Annotated in this window: 20 protein-coding genes; 4 read left to right on the forward strand and 16 right to left on the reverse strand. The window is 64.1% G+C overall.

Annotated elements, in window-relative coordinates:
• Nucleotides 1-169: 169 nt before the first annotated feature.
• The 6 genes from QCE62_RS10940 to QCE62_RS10965 all read right to left on the reverse strand — a co-directional run bounded on the left by QCE62_RS10940 (nt 170) and on the right by QCE62_RS10965 (nt 6,978).
• Nucleotides 170-550 (reverse strand): hypothetical protein, encoded by a 381-nt coding sequence (locus tag QCE62_RS10940; RefSeq protein WP_309917557.1) that lies wholly within the window; start codon nt 548-550, stop codon nt 170-172.
• A 109-nt stretch (nt 551-659) separates the two neighbouring features.
• Nucleotides 660-1,511, reverse strand: a complete 852-nt coding sequence (locus tag QCE62_RS10945; protein ID WP_309917560.1) for a carbohydrate ABC transporter permease — start codon at nt 1,509-1,511, stop codon at nt 660-662.
• Nucleotides 1,512-1,520: 9 nt separating this feature from the next.
• Nucleotides 1,521-2,486: a sugar ABC transporter permease gene (locus tag QCE62_RS10950; protein WP_309917564.1), complete on the reverse strand. Its 966-nt coding sequence runs from the start codon at nt 2,484-2,486 to the stop codon at nt 1,521-1,523.
• 78 nt (nt 2,487-2,564) lie between these two features.
• Nucleotides 2,565-3,803 carry an ABC transporter substrate-binding protein gene (locus QCE62_RS10955; RefSeq protein ID WP_409017852.1) on the reverse strand — a complete coding sequence of 413 codons (1,239 nt, stop codon included), beginning with the start codon at nt 3,801-3,803 and terminating at the stop codon, nt 2,565-2,567.
• A gap of 73 nt (nt 3,804-3,876) precedes the next feature.
• The gene (locus tag QCE62_RS10960) at nt 3,877-5,817 is read right to left on the reverse strand and encodes a beta-galactosidase (protein WP_309917566.1); all 1,941 of its coding nucleotides are present in this window, start codon (nt 5,815-5,817) and stop codon (nt 3,877-3,879) included.
• Nucleotides 5,818-5,826: 9 nt separating this feature from the next.
• Nucleotides 5,827-6,978, reverse strand: a complete 1,152-nt coding sequence (locus QCE62_RS10965; protein WP_309917569.1) for a sn-glycerol-3-phosphate ABC transporter ATP-binding protein UgpC — start codon at nt 6,976-6,978, stop codon at nt 5,827-5,829.
• A 199-nt stretch (nt 6,979-7,177) separates the two neighbouring features.
• Here QCE62_RS10965 and QCE62_RS10970 point away from each other — a divergent pair, with 199 nt between their 5' ends.
• The 3 genes from QCE62_RS10970 to QCE62_RS10980 all read left to right on the forward strand — a co-directional run bounded on the left by QCE62_RS10970 (nt 7,178) and on the right by QCE62_RS10980 (nt 10,127).
• Nucleotides 7,178-8,239 carry a LacI family DNA-binding transcriptional regulator gene (locus QCE62_RS10970; protein WP_309917572.1) on the forward strand — a complete coding sequence of 354 codons (1,062 nt, stop codon included), beginning with the start codon at nt 7,178-7,180 and terminating at the stop codon, nt 8,237-8,239.
• Nucleotides 8,240-8,493: 254 nt separating this feature from the next.
• A complete protein-coding gene (locus QCE62_RS10975) occupies nt 8,494-9,186 on the forward strand; it encodes an alpha/beta family hydrolase (protein ID WP_309917575.1) in 693 nt (230 codons plus the stop codon).
• A 302-nt stretch (nt 9,187-9,488) separates the two neighbouring features.
• A complete protein-coding gene (locus tag QCE62_RS10980) occupies nt 9,489-10,127 on the forward strand; it encodes a hypothetical protein (RefSeq protein WP_409017818.1) in 639 nt (212 codons plus the stop codon).
• 57 nt (nt 10,128-10,184) lie between these two features.
• Here the strand turns inward: QCE62_RS10980 and QCE62_RS10985 are convergent, their stop codons facing one another.
• From QCE62_RS10985 to QCE62_RS11025, 9 genes are read right to left on the reverse strand one after another with little or no spacing between them, the layout of a single operon-like run.
• A complete protein-coding gene (locus tag QCE62_RS10985) occupies nt 10,185-10,517 on the reverse strand; it encodes a DUF4387 domain-containing protein (protein ID WP_309917578.1) in 333 nt (110 codons plus the stop codon).
• Nucleotides 10,514-11,869, reverse strand: a complete 1,356-nt coding sequence (locus QCE62_RS10990; protein ID WP_309917581.1) for an acyclic terpene utilization AtuA family protein — start codon at nt 11,867-11,869, stop codon at nt 10,514-10,516. Before QCE62_RS10990 ends, QCE62_RS10985 begins: the two co-directional genes overlap by 4 nt.
• A gap of 38 nt (nt 11,870-11,907) precedes the next feature.
• Entirely contained in the window at nt 11,908-13,107 is a 1,200-nt protein-coding gene (locus QCE62_RS10995) for an alpha-hydroxy acid oxidase (protein WP_309917584.1), read from the reverse strand.
• A 5-nt stretch (nt 13,108-13,112) separates the two neighbouring features.
• Complete coding sequence (locus QCE62_RS11000; RefSeq protein WP_309813006.1) at nt 13,113-13,784, reverse strand: RraA family protein; 672 nt, start codon at nt 13,782-13,784, stop codon at nt 13,113-13,115.
• A gap of 10 nt (nt 13,785-13,794) precedes the next feature.
• Nucleotides 13,795-14,832, reverse strand: a complete 1,038-nt coding sequence (locus QCE62_RS11005; RefSeq protein ID WP_309917587.1) for a C-terminal binding protein — start codon at nt 14,830-14,832, stop codon at nt 13,795-13,797.
• 16 nt (nt 14,833-14,848) lie between these two features.
• Complete coding sequence (locus QCE62_RS11010; RefSeq protein ID WP_309917590.1) at nt 14,849-15,619, reverse strand: amino acid ABC transporter ATP-binding protein; 771 nt, start codon at nt 15,617-15,619, stop codon at nt 14,849-14,851.
• Nucleotides 15,616-16,458: an ABC transporter permease subunit gene (locus QCE62_RS11015; protein WP_309917593.1), complete on the reverse strand. Its 843-nt coding sequence runs from the start codon at nt 16,456-16,458 to the stop codon at nt 15,616-15,618. Before QCE62_RS11015 ends, QCE62_RS11010 begins: the two co-directional genes overlap by 4 nt.
• Nucleotides 16,455-17,162 carry an amino acid ABC transporter permease gene (locus QCE62_RS11020; RefSeq protein WP_309917596.1) on the reverse strand — a complete coding sequence of 236 codons (708 nt, stop codon included), beginning with the start codon at nt 17,160-17,162 and terminating at the stop codon, nt 16,455-16,457. Before QCE62_RS11020 ends, QCE62_RS11015 begins: the two co-directional genes overlap by 4 nt.
• Nucleotides 17,163-17,202: 40 nt before the next feature.
• Nucleotides 17,203-18,024: a transporter substrate-binding domain-containing protein gene (locus QCE62_RS11025; RefSeq protein ID WP_309917599.1), complete on the reverse strand. Its 822-nt coding sequence runs from the start codon at nt 18,022-18,024 to the stop codon at nt 17,203-17,205.
• Between the two features lie 153 nt (nt 18,025-18,177).
• On the opposite strand from QCE62_RS11025, the gene QCE62_RS11030 reads away from it, so the two are divergent.
• Complete coding sequence (locus tag QCE62_RS11030; RefSeq protein ID WP_309917603.1) at nt 18,178-19,089, forward strand: LysR substrate-binding domain-containing protein; 912 nt, start codon at nt 18,178-18,180, stop codon at nt 19,087-19,089.
• 41 nt (nt 19,090-19,130) lie between these two features.
• Here QCE62_RS11030 and QCE62_RS11035 read toward each other — a convergent pair whose 3' ends face one another.
• Nucleotides 19,131-20,060 carry a LysR family transcriptional regulator gene (locus tag QCE62_RS11035; protein ID WP_309917606.1) on the reverse strand — a complete coding sequence of 310 codons (930 nt, stop codon included), beginning with the start codon at nt 20,058-20,060 and terminating at the stop codon, nt 19,131-19,133.
• Between the last annotated feature and the right edge of the window lie 55 nt (nt 20,061-20,115).

Genomic DNA, 20,115 nt, shown 5'->3' on the forward strand with positions numbered 1-20,115 from the left:
GTCTTTGACGACTGCTTGCTTGAATCGTGCGCTGTGCTTGCTCATGAAAAAACACCCCAAATCGTTGGACTGGTGTCCAACTTTTGGGGTGCAGTTCACTACGCGGGTTTTCTATTCGACGCTCGTGTGAAGTAACAACCGCTGCATGTTTGACCCGCGCCCGCACCCCTCAATACGCCCACCAGCCAGGCCCCCACAAGCCCCAGTTCCAGGCTGCGTTCTCGTTCATTTCGGCGTTCATGCGTTCCTGATCGAGGAAGCTCTGTTGTAGTTGGTCGCGCTTGAAGGTATCCCATGCAGTTTCGTCGCCGATGTACAAGCACCCACACGCATAAGGGTCTGCGTACACGAAGACTGGCTTGCCGTCCTTGATCTTCTGGACCACGCGATTCGGCGGCAAGGTTTTCAGCTGTTGGCGCTGTTGGTCCGTCGTGACCGGGACGATGTGGAACCCGGCGGCTGACAACATATCGTCTTTTTGAGTGGCGCGCTGGGCCGGGGTGGCGCATGCCGTCATCAGCAGGCACGCACCAAGAACAGTCAAAAGCATAGGCCATCTGCGAATCATGATTCACCTCGAATGGGATAGACGAACAAGATCCACAGACTAGCGACAGATGCTTAGGTGAGAATGACAACCTGGAGGACGGTGCTCCCGCTCACCCCTTCGTCGCCCCGAACGTCAATCCAGCGACGAAATGCTTCTGCATCGCGAAGAACATCGCCACCGACGGCAGCGCCGCCAGGATCGAACCCGCCGACACGAGATTCCACGCCGTCGTCCACTGGCCCTTCAAGGCTGCGACACCGACCGTGATCGGCGCGGCATCGTCGCCTTGGGTGAGACATAAAGCCCAGAAATAATCGTTCCATACGAAAGTGAAGACGAGGACCGTAAGCGCCGCGAGCGCCGGACGAATCAGCGGCAGCACGATACGTGTGAACACCGTCCATTCGCTCGCGCCTTCGATGCGGGCCGCCTCGATCAACTCGAACGGTAACTGGCTGATGAAATTGCGGAGAAACAGCGTGCAAAATCCGGTCTGAAACGATAGATGGAACAGGATCAGCGCGCCCACCGTATTGAACAATCCGAGGCTCAGCGAGAGATCGCGCACCGGAATCATCAGAATCTGGATGGGCACGAAATTGCCCGCGACGAACGTGGCGAACAGCGCCGTGTTGCCGGGAAAACGATAGATCGCGAGTGCGAAGCCCGCCATCGCAGCGAGCGCGATCGCGCCGAGCACTGCCGGCACGGTAATGAGCACACTGTTCATGAAGTAGTGCAGCATCGGCGACGCGGTGAGCGCCTCTCGATAGTTGGCCACGAGCGAGATGTGTTGCGGCCAGCCCCAGTAATTGCCGAGACTGAGTTCCTCGCTCGAACGCACCGACGTCACCAGCACGGCGATCATGGGCAATAGCCAGATCAGAAGCGCGATGGGAAGCGAGAGTTTATACAGACGCCGGCTGAGCGGCTTCCACTTCTGCACGGGCATCGGATACATGCTCGCTCCTCAGATTTCGTTGCGCAGCATGCGCCGCAAGTGATAGACGATATACACGAGCATGATCGCGAACAGCACCACCGCAATCGATGCCGAATAACCGATCCGGTAATACTTGATGGCCTGGTCGTACATGTAGTACGCGAGCACCGTCGAGCTTTCGAAGGGACCGCCGCCCGTCATCACCGAGATCAGATCGAAGCTGCGCAGCGCGCCGATCACGGTCACGACGATCGCCATGAGGGTCACGGGGCGCAATTGCGGCAACACGACATGCCAGAGCATCGTCCAGCCCTTCGCGCCTTCCATGCGCGCCGCTTCCAGTTGCTCGCTGTTGAGCGCCGTCAGGCCCGTCAGATACAGGATCATGCAGTAAGCGGTTTGCGGCCACAGCGCCGCGAAGACGATGCGGAACGTCGCATAGCGCGCGTCGCCGAGCACCGGCACGCCGTGTCCGAGGATCACCGCCAGCAGACCGAAGGTCGGATCGTAGAACCACGAGAAGATCAGCCCCACGACCACGCCCGACAGCACGAACGGCGCAAAGAACAGCGACTTGACGATGCGTATGCCCGCCACCGCCTGATTCAGATAGAGCGCGACGGCCAGACCCATCGGCGGCGCAAGGAGAAACAGCGCGAGCCAGATGATGTTGTTCTTCAGCGCGGTATAGAAGGTCGGCGCCTGAAACAGTTCGATGAAATTGTCCAGGCCGACGAAGGTCGGTTCCGTCATGCCGTCCCAGTTGTAGAAGCTGAGCCGGATCGACGAAAGAATCGGCCATATGACGTAGACGGCGACCATGACGCACGCGGGCGCGAGAAACAGCACCGCTGCCTTGCGTTGCCTGCGCGCCGTCGGCGACGGTCCGCGCCGCTTCGTTCGAGAATGCGGCGAACGTGGCGAACGTGGCGGGGACGCATCCGGCTCGCGCGGCTGCGCGTTGACGTCCTGACGGGTGGCGAAATGCGGCACGACGGCTCTCCTTCTCCTTTCTTCGCGGCGGCAGCGGCGCGCGGCATCGAGCCGTCGCGCGCCGGCTTGCCTTCGACCTTACTTCTTGTAGATGCGCTTGCGCGTCTGTTCGAGCTGGGCCAGGATACTGTCGAGCTTCGAAGGATCGGACACGAACTGCTGCATGCCCTTCATGCCTTCGTCGGCCATTTCCTTGGTCATGTCGCGATCATAGAACTGCGCAATGCCGCCCTTCGTGTTCGACAGGATCTGGAAGCCGATCTTCGAAATGGGATCGTCCGGCTCGGGCGACTTGCTGTTCGCCGAAAGCGACCCCAGCCCTTGCGCGAGTTTCGCGCCCATTTCCGGCGTTTCCACGAAGGCGAGAAACGCGTGGGCATCGGCCTTGTTCCTGGCCTTCGCAGGAATGTGCAGCGACTCCACCGGACCGTCTTCGGCGGTCGGCACTTTCGGGTCGATGATCGGGAACTGGAAGTAGCCCATCTCCGGCTTCACGTTCGCGGGGAAGCCGCCCGTGATGAACGTGCCCATCAGCATCATCGCGGCCTTGCCCTGGAACAGGAAGGGCTGTGCGGCATCGAGATCGTAGGACAGCGAGTTGTCGATGAAATCCTTATCGTCGAGCAACTGCTTCCACGCGAGATAAACCTTCTTCACGCGCGGATCCGTGTAGGGCACGTTGCCCGCCATCAGCTGCTGATGAAATGCATTGCCGTTCAGACGCAGATCGAGATAATCGAACCAGCCGGCGAGCGTCCACGCATCGCGCCCGCCGACGGCGAACGGCGTCACGCCCGCTGCTTTCAGCTTCTTGCACGCGTCCATCAACTGGTCCCAGGTCTTCGGCTCTTCCGTGATGCCGGCCTTCTGAAACAAATCCTTGCGATAGAACAAACCCCACGAGTAATACACCGTGGGCGCGGCATACTGCTTGCCGTTGTAGCTCGACGATTCCTTGGTCGATGCATACATGCCGTCCCAGCCGTTCTTCTTCCAGTCGCCGCTCAGGTCTTCGAACAGGCCGCGCCGCGCGTAGTACGCCATGCGCTCGCCGTTGTGCCAGTTGACGATATCGGGCGCGACCGTCGACAGCCAGCCGGGCAGTTGCACCTTGTACGCTTCCTCGTCGATGAACGACACTTTTACGTCGACGTCGGGATGCGCCTTCTTGAAGGCATCGACGACTTCCTGCCATACCGCGCGCTGGCTCGCGCCCTTGAACGCGATGTTGATGGTCATCGTCGCGGCCTGCGCCGCGCTCGTGGTGAACGATGTCACGCCCATCGCCAGCGCGAACGCCGTTGCGGCGATGCGCATGCGTGTCTTGAGGCTGCCTGCTGTCATGTCTTGTCTCCTGATGATGTTGTGCTTTTTGTACGGCCTTCGCTTGTCAAGCTCGATAAATCGCCACGCCCTGCGGCTCCACTTCACGCGAACCGATGATGAAACGGTCGCCGCCAATATCGTCGATGGTGTAGGGATCGTTCGAATAATTGAAGACGTAAGTCAGCCCGCCACGGTGGCTCACGCGGATGCCGTCCGCAAGCGGCCTCGGCGCCAGACCCGCTTCTTTTGCAATGCGGGCGAAGAGCGTTTGCGTGAGCGCTTCGTCGAACAGGCTCGTGAAGTAATGCACCTTGTCCGCCTGGACATAAGCGGGATGTTCGTCCGCGAAGCGCACGTGTACCGTCGCTTGCGCCGGTTCGATCAAGTCGCGCCAATGACGCGCATGACCGCCCTCCACGGCTTCCGTCACGTTCGGCCGCATCGATTCGACGCGCCATACGCGCACCGGAAGAATCGAGGACAGCGAACCCGGCGGCAGGTTGGACGGAATCTGCACGCTCTCGGTCTTCGATCCGCAGCGCGGCCCGAACACGACATGCGCGCCCGATGCCATCAGCCGCGCGGCGAAGTCATCGGGGACGATGGGCAGCGGCGGCACGACGATCATCGCGTAGCCGTCGAGCGGTGCGTGCGCGGACACGATATCCACGTCGAAGCCGAGCGAGCGCAGCGCCGAGTAATACTCGAACGCAAAGCGCGGATAGAAAAAGTCCGCGCCTTGCGGGTGAATCGCGAACAGCCACTTTGCTGTGTAATCCCAGATGAGTGCGATCTTGCCGTGCACGGGCGCGTTGGCATCGGCGTGCGCTTCGACGCGGGCGATTTCTTCCGCGACGCGATGCGCCTCGCTGCCGCCCACATCGAGCCGGTTATCGGGCGTGTTCAGCCCCGCGTGCATCTGCTCCTGCGCAAACGGCGCCTGCCGCCATCTGAAGTACGACACACAGCCCGCGCCGTGCGCGAACGCTTCCCACGACCACAGGCGCACCATGCCCGGCAGCGGCGACGGATTCCAGTGCGCCCAGTTGACCGGGCCGGGTTGCTGCTCCATCACCCAGAACGGCAGCTTCGACATGCCGCGATACACATCGTGATTGAACGATGCAAAATCTGGATGACCCGTGCGCAGATATTTCGCCTTCACTTCCGGCGCGTACCACTGCTCTTCCAGCGCGCCGAGCGGATAGCTGTCCCACGTGGCGATATCGAGATCGGCCGCGACGTCGTAGTGATCGAACTCCGTGAAAAGCTGCATGAAGTTGTGCGCGACAGGCCGCCCCGGCGAATGCGCGCGGATGATCTCCACCTGCATGCGGTTGTAGCGCGCGACTTCATCGGAGGCGAAGCGCTGATAGTCGAGGCGATGCGACGGATGCGCTTCCGTCACGGTGGCGATGGGCGCATCGATCTCGTCGAAGCTGCGATATTCCATGCTCCAGAACACGGTGCCCCAGGCGCGATTGAGCGCATCGACGCTGCCGTAGCGCGCCTTGAGCCACTGACGAAAACGCTGCACGGCCGCCGGCGAATAGCTGACCACGGTGTTGTGGCATCCGTACTCGTTGTCCGTCTGCCAGAACGCGACCGACGAATGCTGGCCATAGCGCTTCGCCACCGCCGTGCAGATCGCGCGCGACGCCTCGAAGTACGACGGCGACGAGAAATCGTAATGACGCCGCGAGCCGAACGCGCGCGGACGCCCATCGGCGCCGACGGGCAGCACGTCCGGATGCCGGTCGATCAGCCATTTGGGCGGCGTTGCCGTCGGCGTGCACATCACGACCTTCAATCCGGCCGCGCCGAGCACGTCGATCGCGCGATCCAGCCAGCCCCAGTCGTATTCGCCCGGCGACGGCTCCATGCGGCTCCACGCGAACTCCGCGATCCGCACCTGTTCGATGCCGAGCGCCTTCATGCGGCGCGCGTCATCCTCCCACATCGTTTCCGGCCAGTGTTCGGGGTAATAGCAGACTCCGAGATGCATCAGTTTTCCTTATAGGGTGTGGGCGACGGCGGCGAGCGGTTTCACGGAGAAATCATCCTGGGTAAAAAGATGGCAGCAGTCCGGGCGCGCCACGAAGCTCACGCGCTGTCCGCGGTCGACGTGCACATTGCCCGGCACCTTGGCGATCAGCACGCCACGGTCAGGCTGTTCGAGATGCACGTAGCTGTGTTCGCCGAGATGTTCGGTCAGCGACACCGCGCGCGTGAGCGTGCTGCCCGCGTCCCGCGCATCGCCTGCCGACAGTTCCAGATGCTCGGGACGCACGCCGACCGTCACCGGCTCGTTCTCTTGCAAGCCGGTTCCGTCGACGGCGACACGCACCGCTTCGCCCGTCTGCACGAGCGTCGCCGTGACGCCTTGCGCGTCGATCGCGCTGACGGTCGCAGCCAGGAAGTTCATGCGCGGCGAGCCGATGAAGCCCGCGACGAAGCGGCTCGCGGGCCGGTGATACAGCTCGAGCGGCGCGCCCACCTGCGCGATGCTGCCGTGGCGCGCGGTGTCGGCGCCGGCGTGCAGCAGCACGATCTTGTCGGCGAGCGTCATCGCTTCGGTCTGATCGTGCGTCACGTAGACCACGCTCGCCCTGGCGAACTGCTTGTGCAGACGTGCGATCTCGATGCGCGTCTGACCGCGCAAGGTGGCGTCAAGATTGGACAGCGGCTCATCGAACAGAAACACGCCGGGTTCGCGCACGATGGCGCGGCCGATCGCAACGCGTTGCCGTTGTCCGCCCGACAGCTCGCGCGGCTTGCGTTCGAGCAGCGCGTCCAGTTGGAGCACGCGTGCGGCCTCGCGCACGCGCGTGTCGATTTCGGATTTGGATTTTTTGGCCAGCTTCAGGCCGAACGACATGTTCTCGTAGACGCTCATGTGCGGGAACAGCGCGTAGCTCTGAAACACCATCGCCACGCCGCGCTCGGCTGCGGGCACGTCGTTGACCACGCGTCCGCCGATCAGCAGGTCGCCATCGCTCAGGTCCTCGAGACCCGCGATCATGCGCAGCAGTGTGGACTTGCCGCAGCCCGAGGGGCCAAGGAACACGCAGAACTCGCTCTCACCGATGTCGAGATCGACATCGCGGATCACGGATGCATTATTCCCGTACGCTTTCTGCACGCCTCGCAACGAAACACTCGCCATTGCTTGAACTCCGTGATTTAATCGGTCCGGCACGGAGATTAAGCGCTTAACCTTGCGTATGAAAAAATTGCTGCGAGTGCAGCATACGTAAGGCTTGTCTCCGTCAAATCGTTTTGGTGTTTCGCGCATAGTGCATGGCCTTCCTGAACGAGGCAAATGCTGAACATGTCTCCCACATACTGACCTTGCCTTCTGAATCATGTCCACGCTCAGCCAGGTCGCGAAGCACGCAGGCGTCACGGCCGCGACGGTGTCGAACGTGCTGCGCAATCGCGGGCGCGTCGGCGAGGAAACGCGCCGGCGCGTCCTGGAAGCGGTCGCCGCACTGAATTATCGCCCTCACCTCGCGGCGCGCGCGCTCGCGGAGGGACGCGCGCCGACCCTGGCGCTGATGGTATCCAGCATCGCCAATCCGTTTTATCCGGAGTTCGCGTTGGCTGTCGAACGGGCCGCGCGCGAGAGCGGGCATTTCGTGATCATCTGCAATACCAATGAAGATCCGCTGACGGGCCGCGCGTACCTCGAACAGATCGCGGGAACGCTGTCGGAGGGCGTGCTCGTGATGAACGCCAATCTCGATTTCGACGACCTGCATCGCACGCAGGCCGGCGGCACGCCTGTCGTGCTGTGCATGTGGGAGCGGCCCGCCGATCCGCCCGCGCTGCCGTGCGTCGCCGTCGACTTCGAACTGGCGGGAAGGCTTGCCGGCGAACATCTGATCGGACTGGGACATGAGCGAATCGGCGCAATCGTCGGCAGCAAGCCGATGGGCATTCATGCATCGCGCTACGACGGTTTCGCCGATGCCATGCGCCGCGCCGGTCTCGACATCGCCGCGGGGAACGTGCTGCACGCGCCCGACACCGTGCAGGGCGGATACGCTGCGGCGCTCGCGCTGCTCGATCGCGACCCCGGCATATCGGCGATTTTCGCGACCAACGATCTTCCGGCGCTCGGCGCCATCGACGCCGCCGCCGATATCGGCCGCGCCGTGCCGCAGGATCTTTCCGTGGTGGGCATCACCGATATCCAGCTGGCGCAACAATGGCGGCCTCCGCTGACGACCGTCGCCGTGCCGACCGTCGAAGCGGCGAGCCTGGCCGTCTCGCTGCTGCGCGAATTGATTGCGCAGCCCGCGAGTCGCGCGAACCGGATGCGCGTCGCATCGGAACCGCGTCTGATCGTGCGTGGCTCGACGGCGCCTGTCGATCGTGCGCGGGCCGCCGATGCGGCGTGCCCGGGCCGGCCGTCTCTCCTATGACCTGCGCGAGTCGTAACAGCTCGCTGACAATATCGCAGATGTCCCAAAGCGCGGTTTTCGTTGCGGCCCGCAGGTCGGGCTCGCGGTCGTCAACAGACACTTCGCGACTGCGGCCCCGCTCACGATGGGCGCTCTATGGATAGACTGGCAAACTCGACCTGCCCAATGACTTGCCGGAGGCCTCCACAGACTTGCCCCGATGCCTCATTGATGCAGAATCAGCGCAAACGCCACAACGACACGAACTGAATACGATGGACGATCCAGAATCGCTTTCCTTGGCACTATCCGATGGCACTAAGGTCTCCGCGCTGCTCCGAATGCCGGAGGACGCGCGAGCGGTATATGTCTTCGCGCACGGTGCCGGGGCGGGCATGCAGCATGTCGGCATGTCGACATTGGCCGACGCGCTTGCTGCGGCCAATGTCGCCACATTGCGCTACCAGTTTCCGTACATGGAGCGCGGCTCCAGGCGGGTCGACTCGCCTACCGTGGCACATGCTGCCGTGCGGGCAGCCGTCGCAGAGGCCCGCCGGAGGCTGCCAGCCCTGCCGCTCTTCGCGGGCGGCAAGTCGTTCGGCGGCCGCATGACGTCCCAGGCCCAGGCCATCGCCCCGCTGGATGGGGTACGCGGCCTTGCTTTTGTTGCGTTCCCGCTGCACCCCGCAGGCGCGCCCGGCGTGGAGCGGGCACAGCACCTGGCAGACGTCACGGTGCCGATGCTCTTCCTGCAGGGCACGCGCGACAAGCTGGCCGAGCTCCACTTGCTGAGGTCGGTCGTCGACACGCTGAGCCCACGCGCCACGCTGCATGTGGTGGACGACGCGGATCATTCGTTCCACGTGCGCGCGTCCTCCGGCCGGACCGACGCGGAGATCGTGCTCGAACTGGCACGGACGATGTCGGCGTGGTTCTTGGCCGAAGGCGAGTTCGCGCGGCTTACCTGAGCAAGCGCAGGAGTGCCTGTAGCAGAGTCGGGACGGCGAGCCGGCGAACTCGCCGTACTGCACTCGTTCGCTCAATCCCTTCGCTAACGGTGAATGGTCTGTCGCATAGCCACGAGAAGCGACAGCCGTCGCGGCGGCGACGTTTTCCCAGTGCAGAATAAACAAGTTTGTCAGATCCGCGTGCGGTGACCCGCTCCCAGTATCGCGGAGAGCATCTGCCTTGGTTGGGTCGGCGTCGATCCGTGGGTGACCGCTTAGGGATGCGGCCGGAACCCGACCGAGGGGGCTCCGAACAGGGCGCATTGGCCGATCGCTGCCCGACGCGGTCGTCCGAGATCGACCCGAGCGGTCGATTTGCTGCCGGACGTCCGGCGTGGGAAGTCGCGGGCGCGCAACGGGTGGATGACGTCGCGCCCTTCGAGATCGCCAAGCTGCGCATGCTGAACGCGACCCACTCGACGCTTGCGTATCTGTCGATGCTCGCGGGCTTCGAAACTGTCAGCGACGCCGTCAGCCACGCGCCGCTGCGCACGCTGATCCACGCGATGATGACGCATGAGATTGCGCCGACGCTCGACGTGCCGGCCTCGTTCGACTTGCTCGCCTATCGCGATGCGCTGCTCGACCGTTATGCGAATCCGGCGCTGAAGCATCGCTGCGCGCAGATTGCGATGGATGGCAGCCAGAAGCTGCCGCCCCGTATCCTGTCGACGATCCAGGCGTGTATCGCGCAGGGCCAGCCGTTCGAACGGCTGGCTCTGGCGGTCGCGGTGTGGTTCACGTTCCTGCGCGGAGAGGCCGACGACGGTACGCGCTATCCGATCAGCGATCCGCTCGGCGAGCGACTTGCGCAGCTGAGCCTGTCGGCTGCGAATGCGGAACAACTCGTCGATGCGATGCTCGCCGTACGAGAGGTTTTTTCCCGAAGCGCTCGCCAATGAGAATGCGTTGAGAGCTTCGCTCATTCGTGGCGTTCGATCGCTCGGCAGCCGAGCGATTCAGTACTCCAGGCCGACCGGAATCGCAAACTCCAGCAGCGGCGCGTGCTGCTGACAGCCGTACATGTCGGACTCGCCGAGCCGCCCTTGCGGCAACTGCCGGCGCATGGTCACCTTGATCGCCTGTCCGCGCGGCACCGCAAAGATCGACGTGATCATGCCCTCCTCCACGCCGAACAGTTCGGCCATGGCGGTCTTGGTGAAACGCCCCGATTCCCACACCGTATCGAAGTGAGCAGCGTCCTCGAACAACACGTCGAACGTGAGCAGAAACGGACCGGCGTTCTTGCTGCGGATCACCGTCGCGAGCGACGAAAGCGGAACCGTTGTCATGATGCGAGCGCCTCAAAATGAACGGGAAAGAGCGCCGTCGCCGACGCAGTCTTCAGCAGGTGATACGCGGAAAATTCGTACACGGGCCCGGCATCGATTTCGGATGGCGAATACGGAAACGCGAGATTGCCCGCCGTGTTGTACATGCCCGGAAAGCTCACGTGCAACAGCGTCCCGCTGATGAAATGGGCCGCCGCATGCGCGAGCGACTGCTCGTGCGCGACCGCTTCGATCACGAGACCGAGTTCGTGGCTCGTCGTTTTTCGCACGGGTTCGAGTCCGCGCATCACGCCGTCGCGGCCGTAGACGTGGAACTGAACATCGAGGTCGGGCGCGTCGAAATACGCGAGCGCGGCGGCTTTCGCATCCGCGAGCAGCGTGTCGATGCGCGCGACCATCGTCGGGCAGCGCACGCCCGCCACGGTGATGCTCCGGTAACCGCGCCGCCGCGCGCCTTCGAGCTTGACCCAGTAATCGTCCGCCTCAATGAACCGCGACCCCGTCACGCGCACTTCGCGTTCGCTGATCTGCACGAAATCGCATGTTGACAGATCGAGTTCATGTCCCGGCCCCGCCTGCAAAAACGGGTTCTCGCGTTCATACAGCGTGTGCGCCGCCACGGACGTGAGCGACGCGCGCCGGTTCAGCCCGCCCGGTTCCAGCGTGAAACCCGTTGCGTCGATGGTGCCCATCATCACGTCCGTGCCGTGCGGCTCGGCGGAAAACGCGCCGCATTCGAGAATCTTGCCCATGTGGATGGCCAGCCCCGGATCGGCGCCCTTCCAGATCGGGAACGCGGCGATCACCGAGTCATCGCACGCGCGGCCCGCGATGATCACGTCCGCGCCGGCGGCAAGCGCCTCGACGATCGGCTCGTGTCCCATCTGCGCGACGATCGCGTGGCTCGCTCGCGCCTCCTCGGCGCTCAGTTCCCAGCCCGCCTCGAAGTCGCGCACCTCGCCCAGGCCCACGGCATCGGCAACGACGCCCGCGGGAATATCGGCGTATATCCACGCGAGACGCAGACTCAGCGCCTGCTCCGCGACGATGCCGCGCACGATGCGCACCACTTCGTCCACGTGCGCGCGTGTGCCCGCACCGCCCGCGCTGCCGACGATCACCGGAATCCCCGCCCGCCTGGCCGCCACGATCATCGTCGTGAGTTCGCGGCGAATGCTGATTTCCGACACCAGCGCTTCGCCCGAGCCGAGGTAATGCGGGCCGGGATCGGTCGATCCGGCGTCGACGGCGATCACGTCGGGCCGCATCGACATCGCGCGTTCGAATGCTTCGTCGGCGAATCCATAGCCCAGCGTGCAGGTGGGCGTGAGTACGCGTATTGGCTTGTCCATCCGGGACCTCATGATGACGCACAATGCGTCGTGAAAGATCAAAGCGCGCCGCCCCGGTCGCGCAACAGTTCGAGCCGGGCGACCTCGTCGATGCAGTTGATGCCGAGCAATCCCATGTTCGTGCTGATCTCGCGCTTCAGGATCGCGAGCGCGTGCGCGATGCCGGCTGCATCGGCGGCGGCGGCGGCCAGCAACAGCGGCCGGCCGACGAACACGAAGCGCGCCCCGCCATGCAGCGCCTTCAGCACGTCCGAGCCGCGCCGCACGCCGCCGTCGTACAGGAGCGTCAGCGTGTCGACACGGGCGGCGATCGCCTCCAGCGCATCGAGCGAACCGACCGCGCAATCCACTTGCCGTCCGCCATGATTCGACACGATGATCCCGTCGATCCCGGCTTGTTCCGCGATGACTGCGTCTTCGGCGGACATGACGCCCTTGAGCACGATGCGTCCGTTCCAGCGCCGGCGAATGTGCTCCAGATGCGCCCACGACAGCGCGCCGCGCCGTCCGATGTCGCGCACGAGCGAGCGCGAGAACACCGGCGGCCCAGCGACCGCGTCCATGTTCTCGAAGCGCAACGGACGGCGCCTGAGCACGCTCTCGCCAAGCACGCGCCAGCACCACGACAGCCGCGTCAGCGCCTGCCATGCCAGCCGCGCGCCGGGCCTCACGGGCGACCGGAAACCGTGTTTCTCCGCGTACTCATGCTGGCCGTGCACCGCTGTATCGACATTGATGACGAGCGTATCGAAGCCCGCTTGCGCAACGCGATCGAGCATCGGATCGATGCGCGCGGCATCGCCCGGAATGTAGGCCTGGAACCAGCTCGTCGGGCCCGCCGCGCGCACGGTCTCCAGCGGCGTCAGCGACGCGCCGCTCAGGATGAACGGCACGCCCGCAGCGGCGGCGGCGCGGGCGAGCACTTCGTCGCCGTGAGCGGCGGCCATCCGGCTGAAGCCCATCGGCGCAATGCCGAACGGACTTTCATATTCGACGCCGAACAGGGTGGTGCGCGTGTCACGCCGCTCGATGTCCACCAGCACGCGCGGCACGAACGCCCGCGACTCGAAGCCGCGCAGATTGCGCCGATGCGCCGCGCCGTCCTCGGACCAGCCGGACACATACGCATACATCGCCGCGGGCAGGCGACGTTTCGCGAGCGCCGCGAAGTCGTTCAGGCACAGCACGTCGCGCAGACTCGCCGGCAGGTCCGGCGCCTCGACGCGGCGTGCGTGCATCTGCGCTAGCGCTGCGGCTCGCTCGTCCGGGCCTGCGGCAGCGAGAACATCTCGCTGATCGACACCCCGCCCCGAATGCCATCGATCCACTTCGCCTCCTTCAACAGATGAGCCTGCGCCGCTTCGAGAACCTGGTCGGCGATTGCCAGCGGTACGATGACCACGCCGTCGTCGTCACCGAGCACGATATCGCCGGGGCTGACGGGCGCGCCCGCCGCCGCGATGGTCGCATCCACCGTGCCGCCGAAACCGTGATGCGGGCCGCGCGGCACGACCGAGCGGCAGAACATGTTGAACTTCAGGCGCCGCATGTCCGCGACATCGCGCACCGCGCCGTCGACCACCGCGCCGCCGAGCCGGCGATGCACCGCTTCCTCGGCCATCACGCCGCCCCACACGGCGATGTCTTCCGCGCCGCCCGCGTCCACGACGAGCACCTCGCCGGGCCGCGCGCTGCCGATCACGTTGCAGATCGGCCCGCAATCCCCGACCATCGTGGCGATGGTGCGCGCCTGACCGCATAGCCGCGCGCCCGCGAAGATCGGCTTGATGACCGACGCCATCACCTGCGTGCGGTTCATGCAATCGGACGCGACGGCCGGCGGGATGAGCCGCCACTGCGCGAGCACGGCGTCAGACAGTTGTTTGAAGTTCACATCGAGCTGGTGATAGGCCATGGCGGTCGCTTTACCGGTGTGATGCGGGCACGGCGTCGCGCCAGCCCGGGTTGACGTTGTTGCGCAAGCGTCCGTGCACCAGATAGTCGACGAGCATCTGCGCGGAGAACGTGCGCATGTCGAGATAGCCGGCTTCGGAATAGAACGCGGCGTGCGGCGTGACCACGAGACGCCCCGCGAGCCAGGGCTCGTCGTTGCGCCACGCGTCGAGCAGCGGCGGCAGCGGCACCGGCGGTTCGGACGGCAGCACGTCGAGACCGGCCGCCGCGAGATGTCCGGCGCGCAGCGCGCGATAGACCGCGTCCACATCCACCAGCTTGCCGCGTGCGATGTTGATGAAGATCGCGTTCGGCTTCATCGCCTGGAACTGCGCGTCGCCGATCATGAAGCGCGTTTCGTCGGACAGCGGGACGTGCAGGCTGACCACGTCGGCGCGCGCAAGCAGCGCATCGAGCGAATCGACACGCTCGTAGCCGACACCGAGCTCGTGCCCTTCCGGCAGATGCGGATCGTGATAGACCACATGCATGTCATGTGCCGCTGCGCGCCGCGCGATCGCCGTGCCGATCCGCCCCATGCCGATCGCGCCGAAGGTGCCCCCGCGCAGACGCCGCACGACCGGCACGTTCTCCGCGACGAAACCGCGTGCGGGATCGGCCTTCAGGCGCGCCTCGTATGAGCCGAGTCCGCGCGCCAGGAACAGCATCATGGCGATCGCGTGATCGGCCACCTCCGTAGTGCCGTAGTTCGGTACGTTCGACACCGGAATGCCGCGTTCGCGGCAGGCCGCCGTATCGACGTTGTCGAAACCGACCCCCACGCGCACGATCATCCGGCAACGCGCCAGACGGCTCACCACGTCACGCGTGATCTTCATGCGATGCCAGACGAGGATCGCATCGCATGAAGCCCAGGCGTCGTCGGGAATCGCCGCGGCGTCGGTCTCGTCAAAGACCTGATAGTCGATGAGCGCGCCGGTCACGCCCCGTTCGACATCGAGATCGCGCAGATGCGCGTCGGGCACCAGTACCTTGAGTGGTTTTGACACTGCTCCTCCGTTTGAGTCACGCCGCCGTGCGCGACAGGATCTTGCCGAGAAAGCTTCTGAGGCGCGCATCGCGCGGCGCGTGAAAAATGTCGGCCGGCGCACCGGATTCGACGATGGTGCCGCGGTCGGTAAAGAACACGACGTCGGCCACTTCTTCTGCAAAGCGCATTTCATGCGTGACCAGCACGCAGGTCATGCCGTCACGGCTCAGATCCCGGATCACGGCAAGCACTTCGCTCACCATTTCGGGGTCGAGCGCGGCTGTCACTTCGTCGAACAGGATGATCGCGGGCTGCATCGCCAGCGCGCGCGCAATCGCGACGCGCTGCTGCTGCCCGCCCGACAACTGCGCCGGATACGCGCTCTCCTTGCCGGTCAGGCGCACCCGCGCGAGCAGGTCGAGCGCGCGTTGCCTCACTTCGTCGCGCGGCTGATGCAGCACTTGCATCGGCGCCATCATGATGTTTTCGAGCACCGTGCGATGCGGAAACAGGTTGTACTGCTGGAACACCATCGACACCTGATGCCGCAGCGGCACGAGGTCCCGGTCGCGCTTCAGTTGGTCGACCGCGAACGAACCGACGCGAAGCGTGCCGCGATCCACCGGAATCAGGCCGTTCAAACAACGCAGCAGCGTCGACTTTCCCGAGCCCGACGGCCCGATGATGCAGGCCGTCTGCCCTTTCCGGATCGTCATCGAGACGCCCTTGAGCACGTCCGTGCCGCCGAACGCCTTGTGCACGTCGACCAGTTCGATCAGCGGCGCGTGTTGCTGGATCACGTTCATTGCTTCTCCCGGATCTGTCGTTCAAGGCGACGGCTCAAGGTCGCAAGCGGAAAACTGAAGAGGAAGAACAGCAGCAGCACATAGAGCTGCACCGCCGTTGCATAGTTCGAACCGTCGCTCGCGGTGATCGTGTTGGCTACCGAAAGGACATCGGAGGTCCCCGTCACCACCGCGAGACTCGTGCCGATGAAAAGGCCCGCATACACCGTCATCATGTTGGGCAGGATCAGCGGAATGGCCTGGGGCACGACCACGTAACGCAGGATCTGGTTCTTGCGATAGCCGAGCGCGCGCGCTGATTCCCACTGTCCGCCTGGTATCGCCTCGATGCCGCCACGCATGACTTCCGCGACGTTCGCCGTCACCGGCAGCGAGAGCCCGACCACGGCCTTCACGAACGGCGAGAACGGAATCACCATGCCGAATGCCGGCACGTAGAACGGCAGCAGATACAGCATCGCGTAAAGCGCGATCAGCCAAGGCGTGTTGCGCAGCAGATTGACGATGCCGAGCGCGGCGAAGCGCACCGCGCGCGTGTTCGAAATCGTGCCGACGCACAGCAGCACGCCGGTGCAGAGCGACACGCCCATCGCCGCGAGGCTCATCAGGATGTTCGCGCAGAAGCCGCCCGCGAGTCCGGTGCCGGGCGCGCCGGTGAGCAGCAACGCGCTGCGCGATGCGAGCAGCGCGAAGGCATCGCCGCTCGCGCGGCCGTAGCAGCCGACGAGCGCCGCCAGCAGCAACAACGGCACGCCGATCATGCCGTACACGAACGCACGGGTCTCCGGCTGCATGCCGCGTGCGGGCGCCAGCGGTTTGAGCGTGGTCGTCGCGTTCATAGGCCGTACCCCGGAATCCGCACCGCGCGCCCGATGCGCCCCGCCACCATCGACGCAAACGAAGCCAGGATCAGATAACAGACCCACACCACCAGCATCACTTCCAGATTGCGGAAGTTGTCGAGCGTGATCTGCGTGGCGTAGTACATCACGTCGGCCACCGCGACGAACGCGGCCTGCGACGACGTCTTGATCAGACTCACGATGTTGTTGGTCATCGGCACCATGGACAGGCGCATCGCCATCGGCAACTGGATATGCCAGAAGGTGCGCAGCCGCGAATAGCCGAGGCTGCGCGCGGCATCGACGGTCGCTTGCGGCACCGCATGCAGGCCGGAGCGCACGATCTCCACCGCGATCGCGCCGTTATAGAGCGCGAGCGACAGCACCATGCACGTGAAGCCGCTGAACACCGGAATCTGCTGACCGGTCGCCAGATTGCGCAGCGAGAGGCCCAGCTCCGACAACGTGAAATACAGCACGAACAACTGCACGAGCGGCGGTGTGTTGCGCAATAACTCGACGACGATGGTGGTCAGCGTTTCCAGCAGCGGCATGCGGAAATAAATCACTGCCGCGCCGACGATGCCGATCACGAACATCAGCGCGATCGCACACACGCACATCGCGACCGTCGTGCCTACGCCGCGCACGAGCCAGGTCTGATACAGCGGATCGGCCAGCCAGGTGAAGTCGAGACTCATGGGCGTCCCTTGCGCATGTGGTCCGGGTCGGCGCACGCGATTACTTCGCGGACGCCTGCTGCTCGGTTACGAACTTGCTCGTGCCCATGTTGTAGGTCTTTTCCGCGTTGACGAGCACGCCGGCCGTTTCCGCCCGCTTGATCGACTGATTCAGCGCGGCGAGGAACTTCGGTTCGTTCTTGCGCACGCCGCCGACGATGGGCACGAATTCGTAGGCATCGAGCGCGATCTTGTCCTTGTCCTTCCAGCCGTCTTCGTTGACCTTCAGCGTGAGATTCGGACCGTCGTAGGCAATCGCCTCGCACCGGTTGTCCTGGAACGCCTTGTACATCTGCGCCGTGCCGGTGAAGAGCACCGTGTCCGCGCCGAGCTTCTCCTGCAGTGCACGGTTATACATGTTGCCCTGGCTGCCACACACCTTGCGGCCCTTGAGGTCTTCCCATTTGCCGATTGTCGTTGTCTTCGGCGCGAGCAGCACCATGCCGGCCATCATGTAGTACGGGTCCGTGAAGTCGATCACCTTCGCGCGGTCCGGGTTCTTGCCGAGCGTGGCGAAGATCACGTCGATACGGCCCGCGTTGAGCAGTTCGATCCGGTTCGACGCCACGACCGGCACAAATTCGATCGCCGTGTCGGAGCCGAACATGTCCTTGGCGACGAACTTCGCCAGATCCACTTCGAAGCCGATCAACTGGCCCTTGCTGTCGAGATAACCGAAGGGCACGTAGTCATTGCGGATGCCGACGACGAGCTTGCCGCGTGCCTTGACCATGTCGAGCTGATCGGCGCGCGCCACGCCGGAAAGCCAGCCGAAGCCGAGCGCGAGCATCATCAGAACGACCCACCACGAACGCTTCGACATGAACATCTCCATAAGAAGAAACAGGTGAAACGCGTCAGCCGTTCAACGCGGTGAACAGCGTCTGGCATGAGGCTATTCTTCGATCGCGTCCTATAATAGTCAAATAGGACAAAATTCACTGTTTATAAGGCTGGCTTATGCAGGCATCGAGTCATGAATGTTCGTCAACTTGAGGCGTTCCAGGCCGCCATGTCCGCCGGAAGCCTGACCGCAGCGGCCGGTCTGCTGGGCGTATCGCAGCCGGCGGTGAGCCAGTTGATCGCACAGCTCGAAAGCAATTGCGGGTTTTCCCTGTTCACACGCGCTGGCACGAAAATGCGTCCTACCCGCGAGGCAGAGGTGCTCTATGCCGAGGTGCAGCGCATGTTCATCGGCGTCGGGCGCGTGGCGGGCGTCGCCAAGGCGCTGCGCGACCAGTCGTGGGGGGCGCTCAGCATCGCGTCGTTTCCGGTGCTCACGCGGCGCGTGCTGCCAGGAATCGTCACGACGTTTTGCAAGGATCGGCCCGATGTGAAGTTCAGCGTCGAGAGCATGCGGTCGAACTCGCTTCTCGACGCGATCGCGACGCAACAGGTCGATCTCGGCTTCAGCGTATTGCCGGGCGATCGGCCCGAACTCAACAGCACCTATGTGTGCACCTTGCGGGGGGTCTGCATTCTGCCGAAGGGGCATCGACTTGCTGCGCGGCGGCTCATTCGCGCAAAGGATCTGGATGGCGAGGCTTTTGTCGCGCTCGGGCCGCAGGACCATTCGCGCTTCCAGATAGACAGGATCTTCGAGGAAGCGGATGTGCAGCGGCGTATTCAGATCGAAGTCGGTCAGTCCGAGACTGCCTGCGCCTTCGTTGCGAACGGCATGGGTGTTGCAGTGGTGGATCCGATCAGCGTCTACAACAATGCCGGAGCGGACTTCGTCGTATGCGCATTCGAGCCGAAGATGGAATTCGAAATCTGGCTGATCCGGCCGAAGATCGCGCGGCCCTTCGCGCTGATCGAAACGTTCGCTGCGTACGCTTCCGGGGAACTCGTTCGTCTCGCGAACGAGTCGTTTCCTGATCGGCGTTAGGCATTCATTCTTTAGGAGCCGTGGGGGCTGAACGACTTTCGTCAAACCGCATCGACGAGTCTCTCAGCATCCTCGAGCATGCCTCTCGCAGCTTGCCGCAATAGCGCGATCAACTCGTCACGATCGAAATCCGCTTCCCGATCCTTGGGCCACACCGCGAAGTAATCGAAGAAGATTGCCGGTTCGAAGCGCCGATACACCAGCCGATCGCGTCGGGCGACGTCCATTCCGAACACGTCGGTGAGGGTCACACCGACGCCCTCCTCGGCCATCCGGATCGCCGCCGCCATCAGCGGCGCCTGCATCACTTCGTTGGGCCGCGCGTTCTCGACCAGGAACATTCGGTCGATGCCCGCCTGCGCGCTCTCGACTCGCGAGAGACTGACGTAATCGACGCCATCCAGATCGCTCGCGCGGATCAGCGGCCGTTGCGCGAGCGGATGGTCCTTCGGCATCGCACAGTAGATCGGGCTGCGGATCAGCGCGGCAGTCTCGAGCCCGTGACTCGGCTGCCCCCCGACCGCGACGCCGATCTCCAGCCGCCGCGTCGCCAGGACGTTCAGCAGATTCGGCGTGTCATAAGTGTAGATCAGAATCGACCGCCCGGTGCGGCGTTGCCAGTCGGGCAGCACCTTCGGCAGCAGCGACACCGCGATCAGCGGCACCGAGCCAAGGGCGATCGGCTGCACTTCGCTGTTGATCACGCGCGAGACGATCTGATCGATGTGATCGATGGTCGAGAACAGCACGTTGGTCTCGTTGTACAGCTGGTAGGCCAGCGGCGTCGGGATCAGCCGTCCGAGCTGCCGGTCGAACAGGCGGATGCCCGCGTAGTCCTCCGCCTGCGCAATGATCTTGCTGACCGCGGGCTGCGACAGCCCCAGCGCGCGCGCTGCCGCCGAGGCGCTGCCGCCGGTGATCACCGCGCGAAACGCCGCCACGTGCTTCAACTGCAATTGCCCACGCTTCAAGTCCACCTCCTATAACCAAACGCATGCCAGCATAACGAAAATCGCAGTTCCGCCG

This window comes from Caballeronia sp. LZ033, assembly GCF_031451265.1.
Lineage (GTDB): Bacteria > Pseudomonadota > Gammaproteobacteria > Burkholderiales > Burkholderiaceae > Caballeronia.

Excerpts from the sequence above, each read along its gene's own strand:
- QCE62_RS10940 (WP_309917557.1), bottom strand. The coding sequence starts at position 550 with ATGCTTTTGACTGTTCTTGGTGCGTGCCTGCTGATGACGGCATGCGCC.
- QCE62_RS10945 (WP_309917560.1), bottom strand. The coding sequence starts at position 1,511 with ATGTATCCGATGCCCGTGCAGAAGTGGAAGCCGCTCAGCCGGCGTCTG.
- QCE62_RS10955 (WP_409017852.1), bottom strand. The coding sequence starts at position 3,803 with ATGCGCATCGCCGCAACGGCGTTCGCGCTGGCGATGGGCGTGACATCG.
- QCE62_RS10960 (WP_309917566.1), bottom strand. The coding sequence starts at position 5,817 with ATGCATCTCGGAGTCTGCTATTACCCCGAACACTGGCCGGAAACGATG.
- QCE62_RS10965 (WP_309917569.1), bottom strand. The coding sequence starts at position 6,978 with ATGGCGAGTGTTTCGTTGCGAGGCGTGCAGAAAGCGTACGGGAATAAT.
- QCE62_RS10970 (WP_309917572.1), top strand. The coding sequence starts at position 7,178 with ATGTCCACGCTCAGCCAGGTCGCGAAGCACGCAGGCGTCACGGCCGCG.
- QCE62_RS10975 (WP_309917575.1), top strand. The coding sequence starts at position 8,494 with ATGGACGATCCAGAATCGCTTTCCTTGGCACTATCCGATGGCACTAAG.
- QCE62_RS10985 (WP_309917578.1), bottom strand. The coding sequence starts at position 10,517 with ATGACAACGGTTCCGCTTTCGTCGCTCGCGACGGTGATCCGCAGCAAG.
- QCE62_RS10990 (WP_309917581.1), bottom strand. The coding sequence starts at position 11,869 with ATGGACAAGCCAATACGCGTACTCACGCCCACCTGCACGCTGGGCTAT.
- QCE62_RS10995 (WP_309917584.1), bottom strand. The coding sequence starts at position 13,107 with ATGCACGCACGCCGCGTCGAGGCGCCGGACCTGCCGGCGAGTCTGCGC.
- QCE62_RS11000 (WP_309813006.1), bottom strand. The coding sequence starts at position 13,784 with ATGGCCTATCACCAGCTCGATGTGAACTTCAAACAACTGTCTGACGCC.
- QCE62_RS11010 (WP_309917590.1), bottom strand. The coding sequence starts at position 15,619 with ATGAACGTGATCCAGCAACACGCGCCGCTGATCGAACTGGTCGACGTG.
- QCE62_RS11015 (WP_309917593.1), bottom strand. The coding sequence starts at position 16,458 with ATGAACGCGACGACCACGCTCAAACCGCTGGCGCCCGCACGCGGCATG.
- QCE62_RS11020 (WP_309917596.1), bottom strand. The coding sequence starts at position 17,162 with ATGAGTCTCGACTTCACCTGGCTGGCCGATCCGCTGTATCAGACCTGG.
- QCE62_RS11025 (WP_309917599.1), bottom strand. The coding sequence starts at position 18,024 with ATGTCGAAGCGTTCGTGGTGGGTCGTTCTGATGATGCTCGCGCTCGGC.
- QCE62_RS11030 (WP_309917603.1), top strand. The coding sequence starts at position 18,178 with ATGAATGTTCGTCAACTTGAGGCGTTCCAGGCCGCCATGTCCGCCGGA.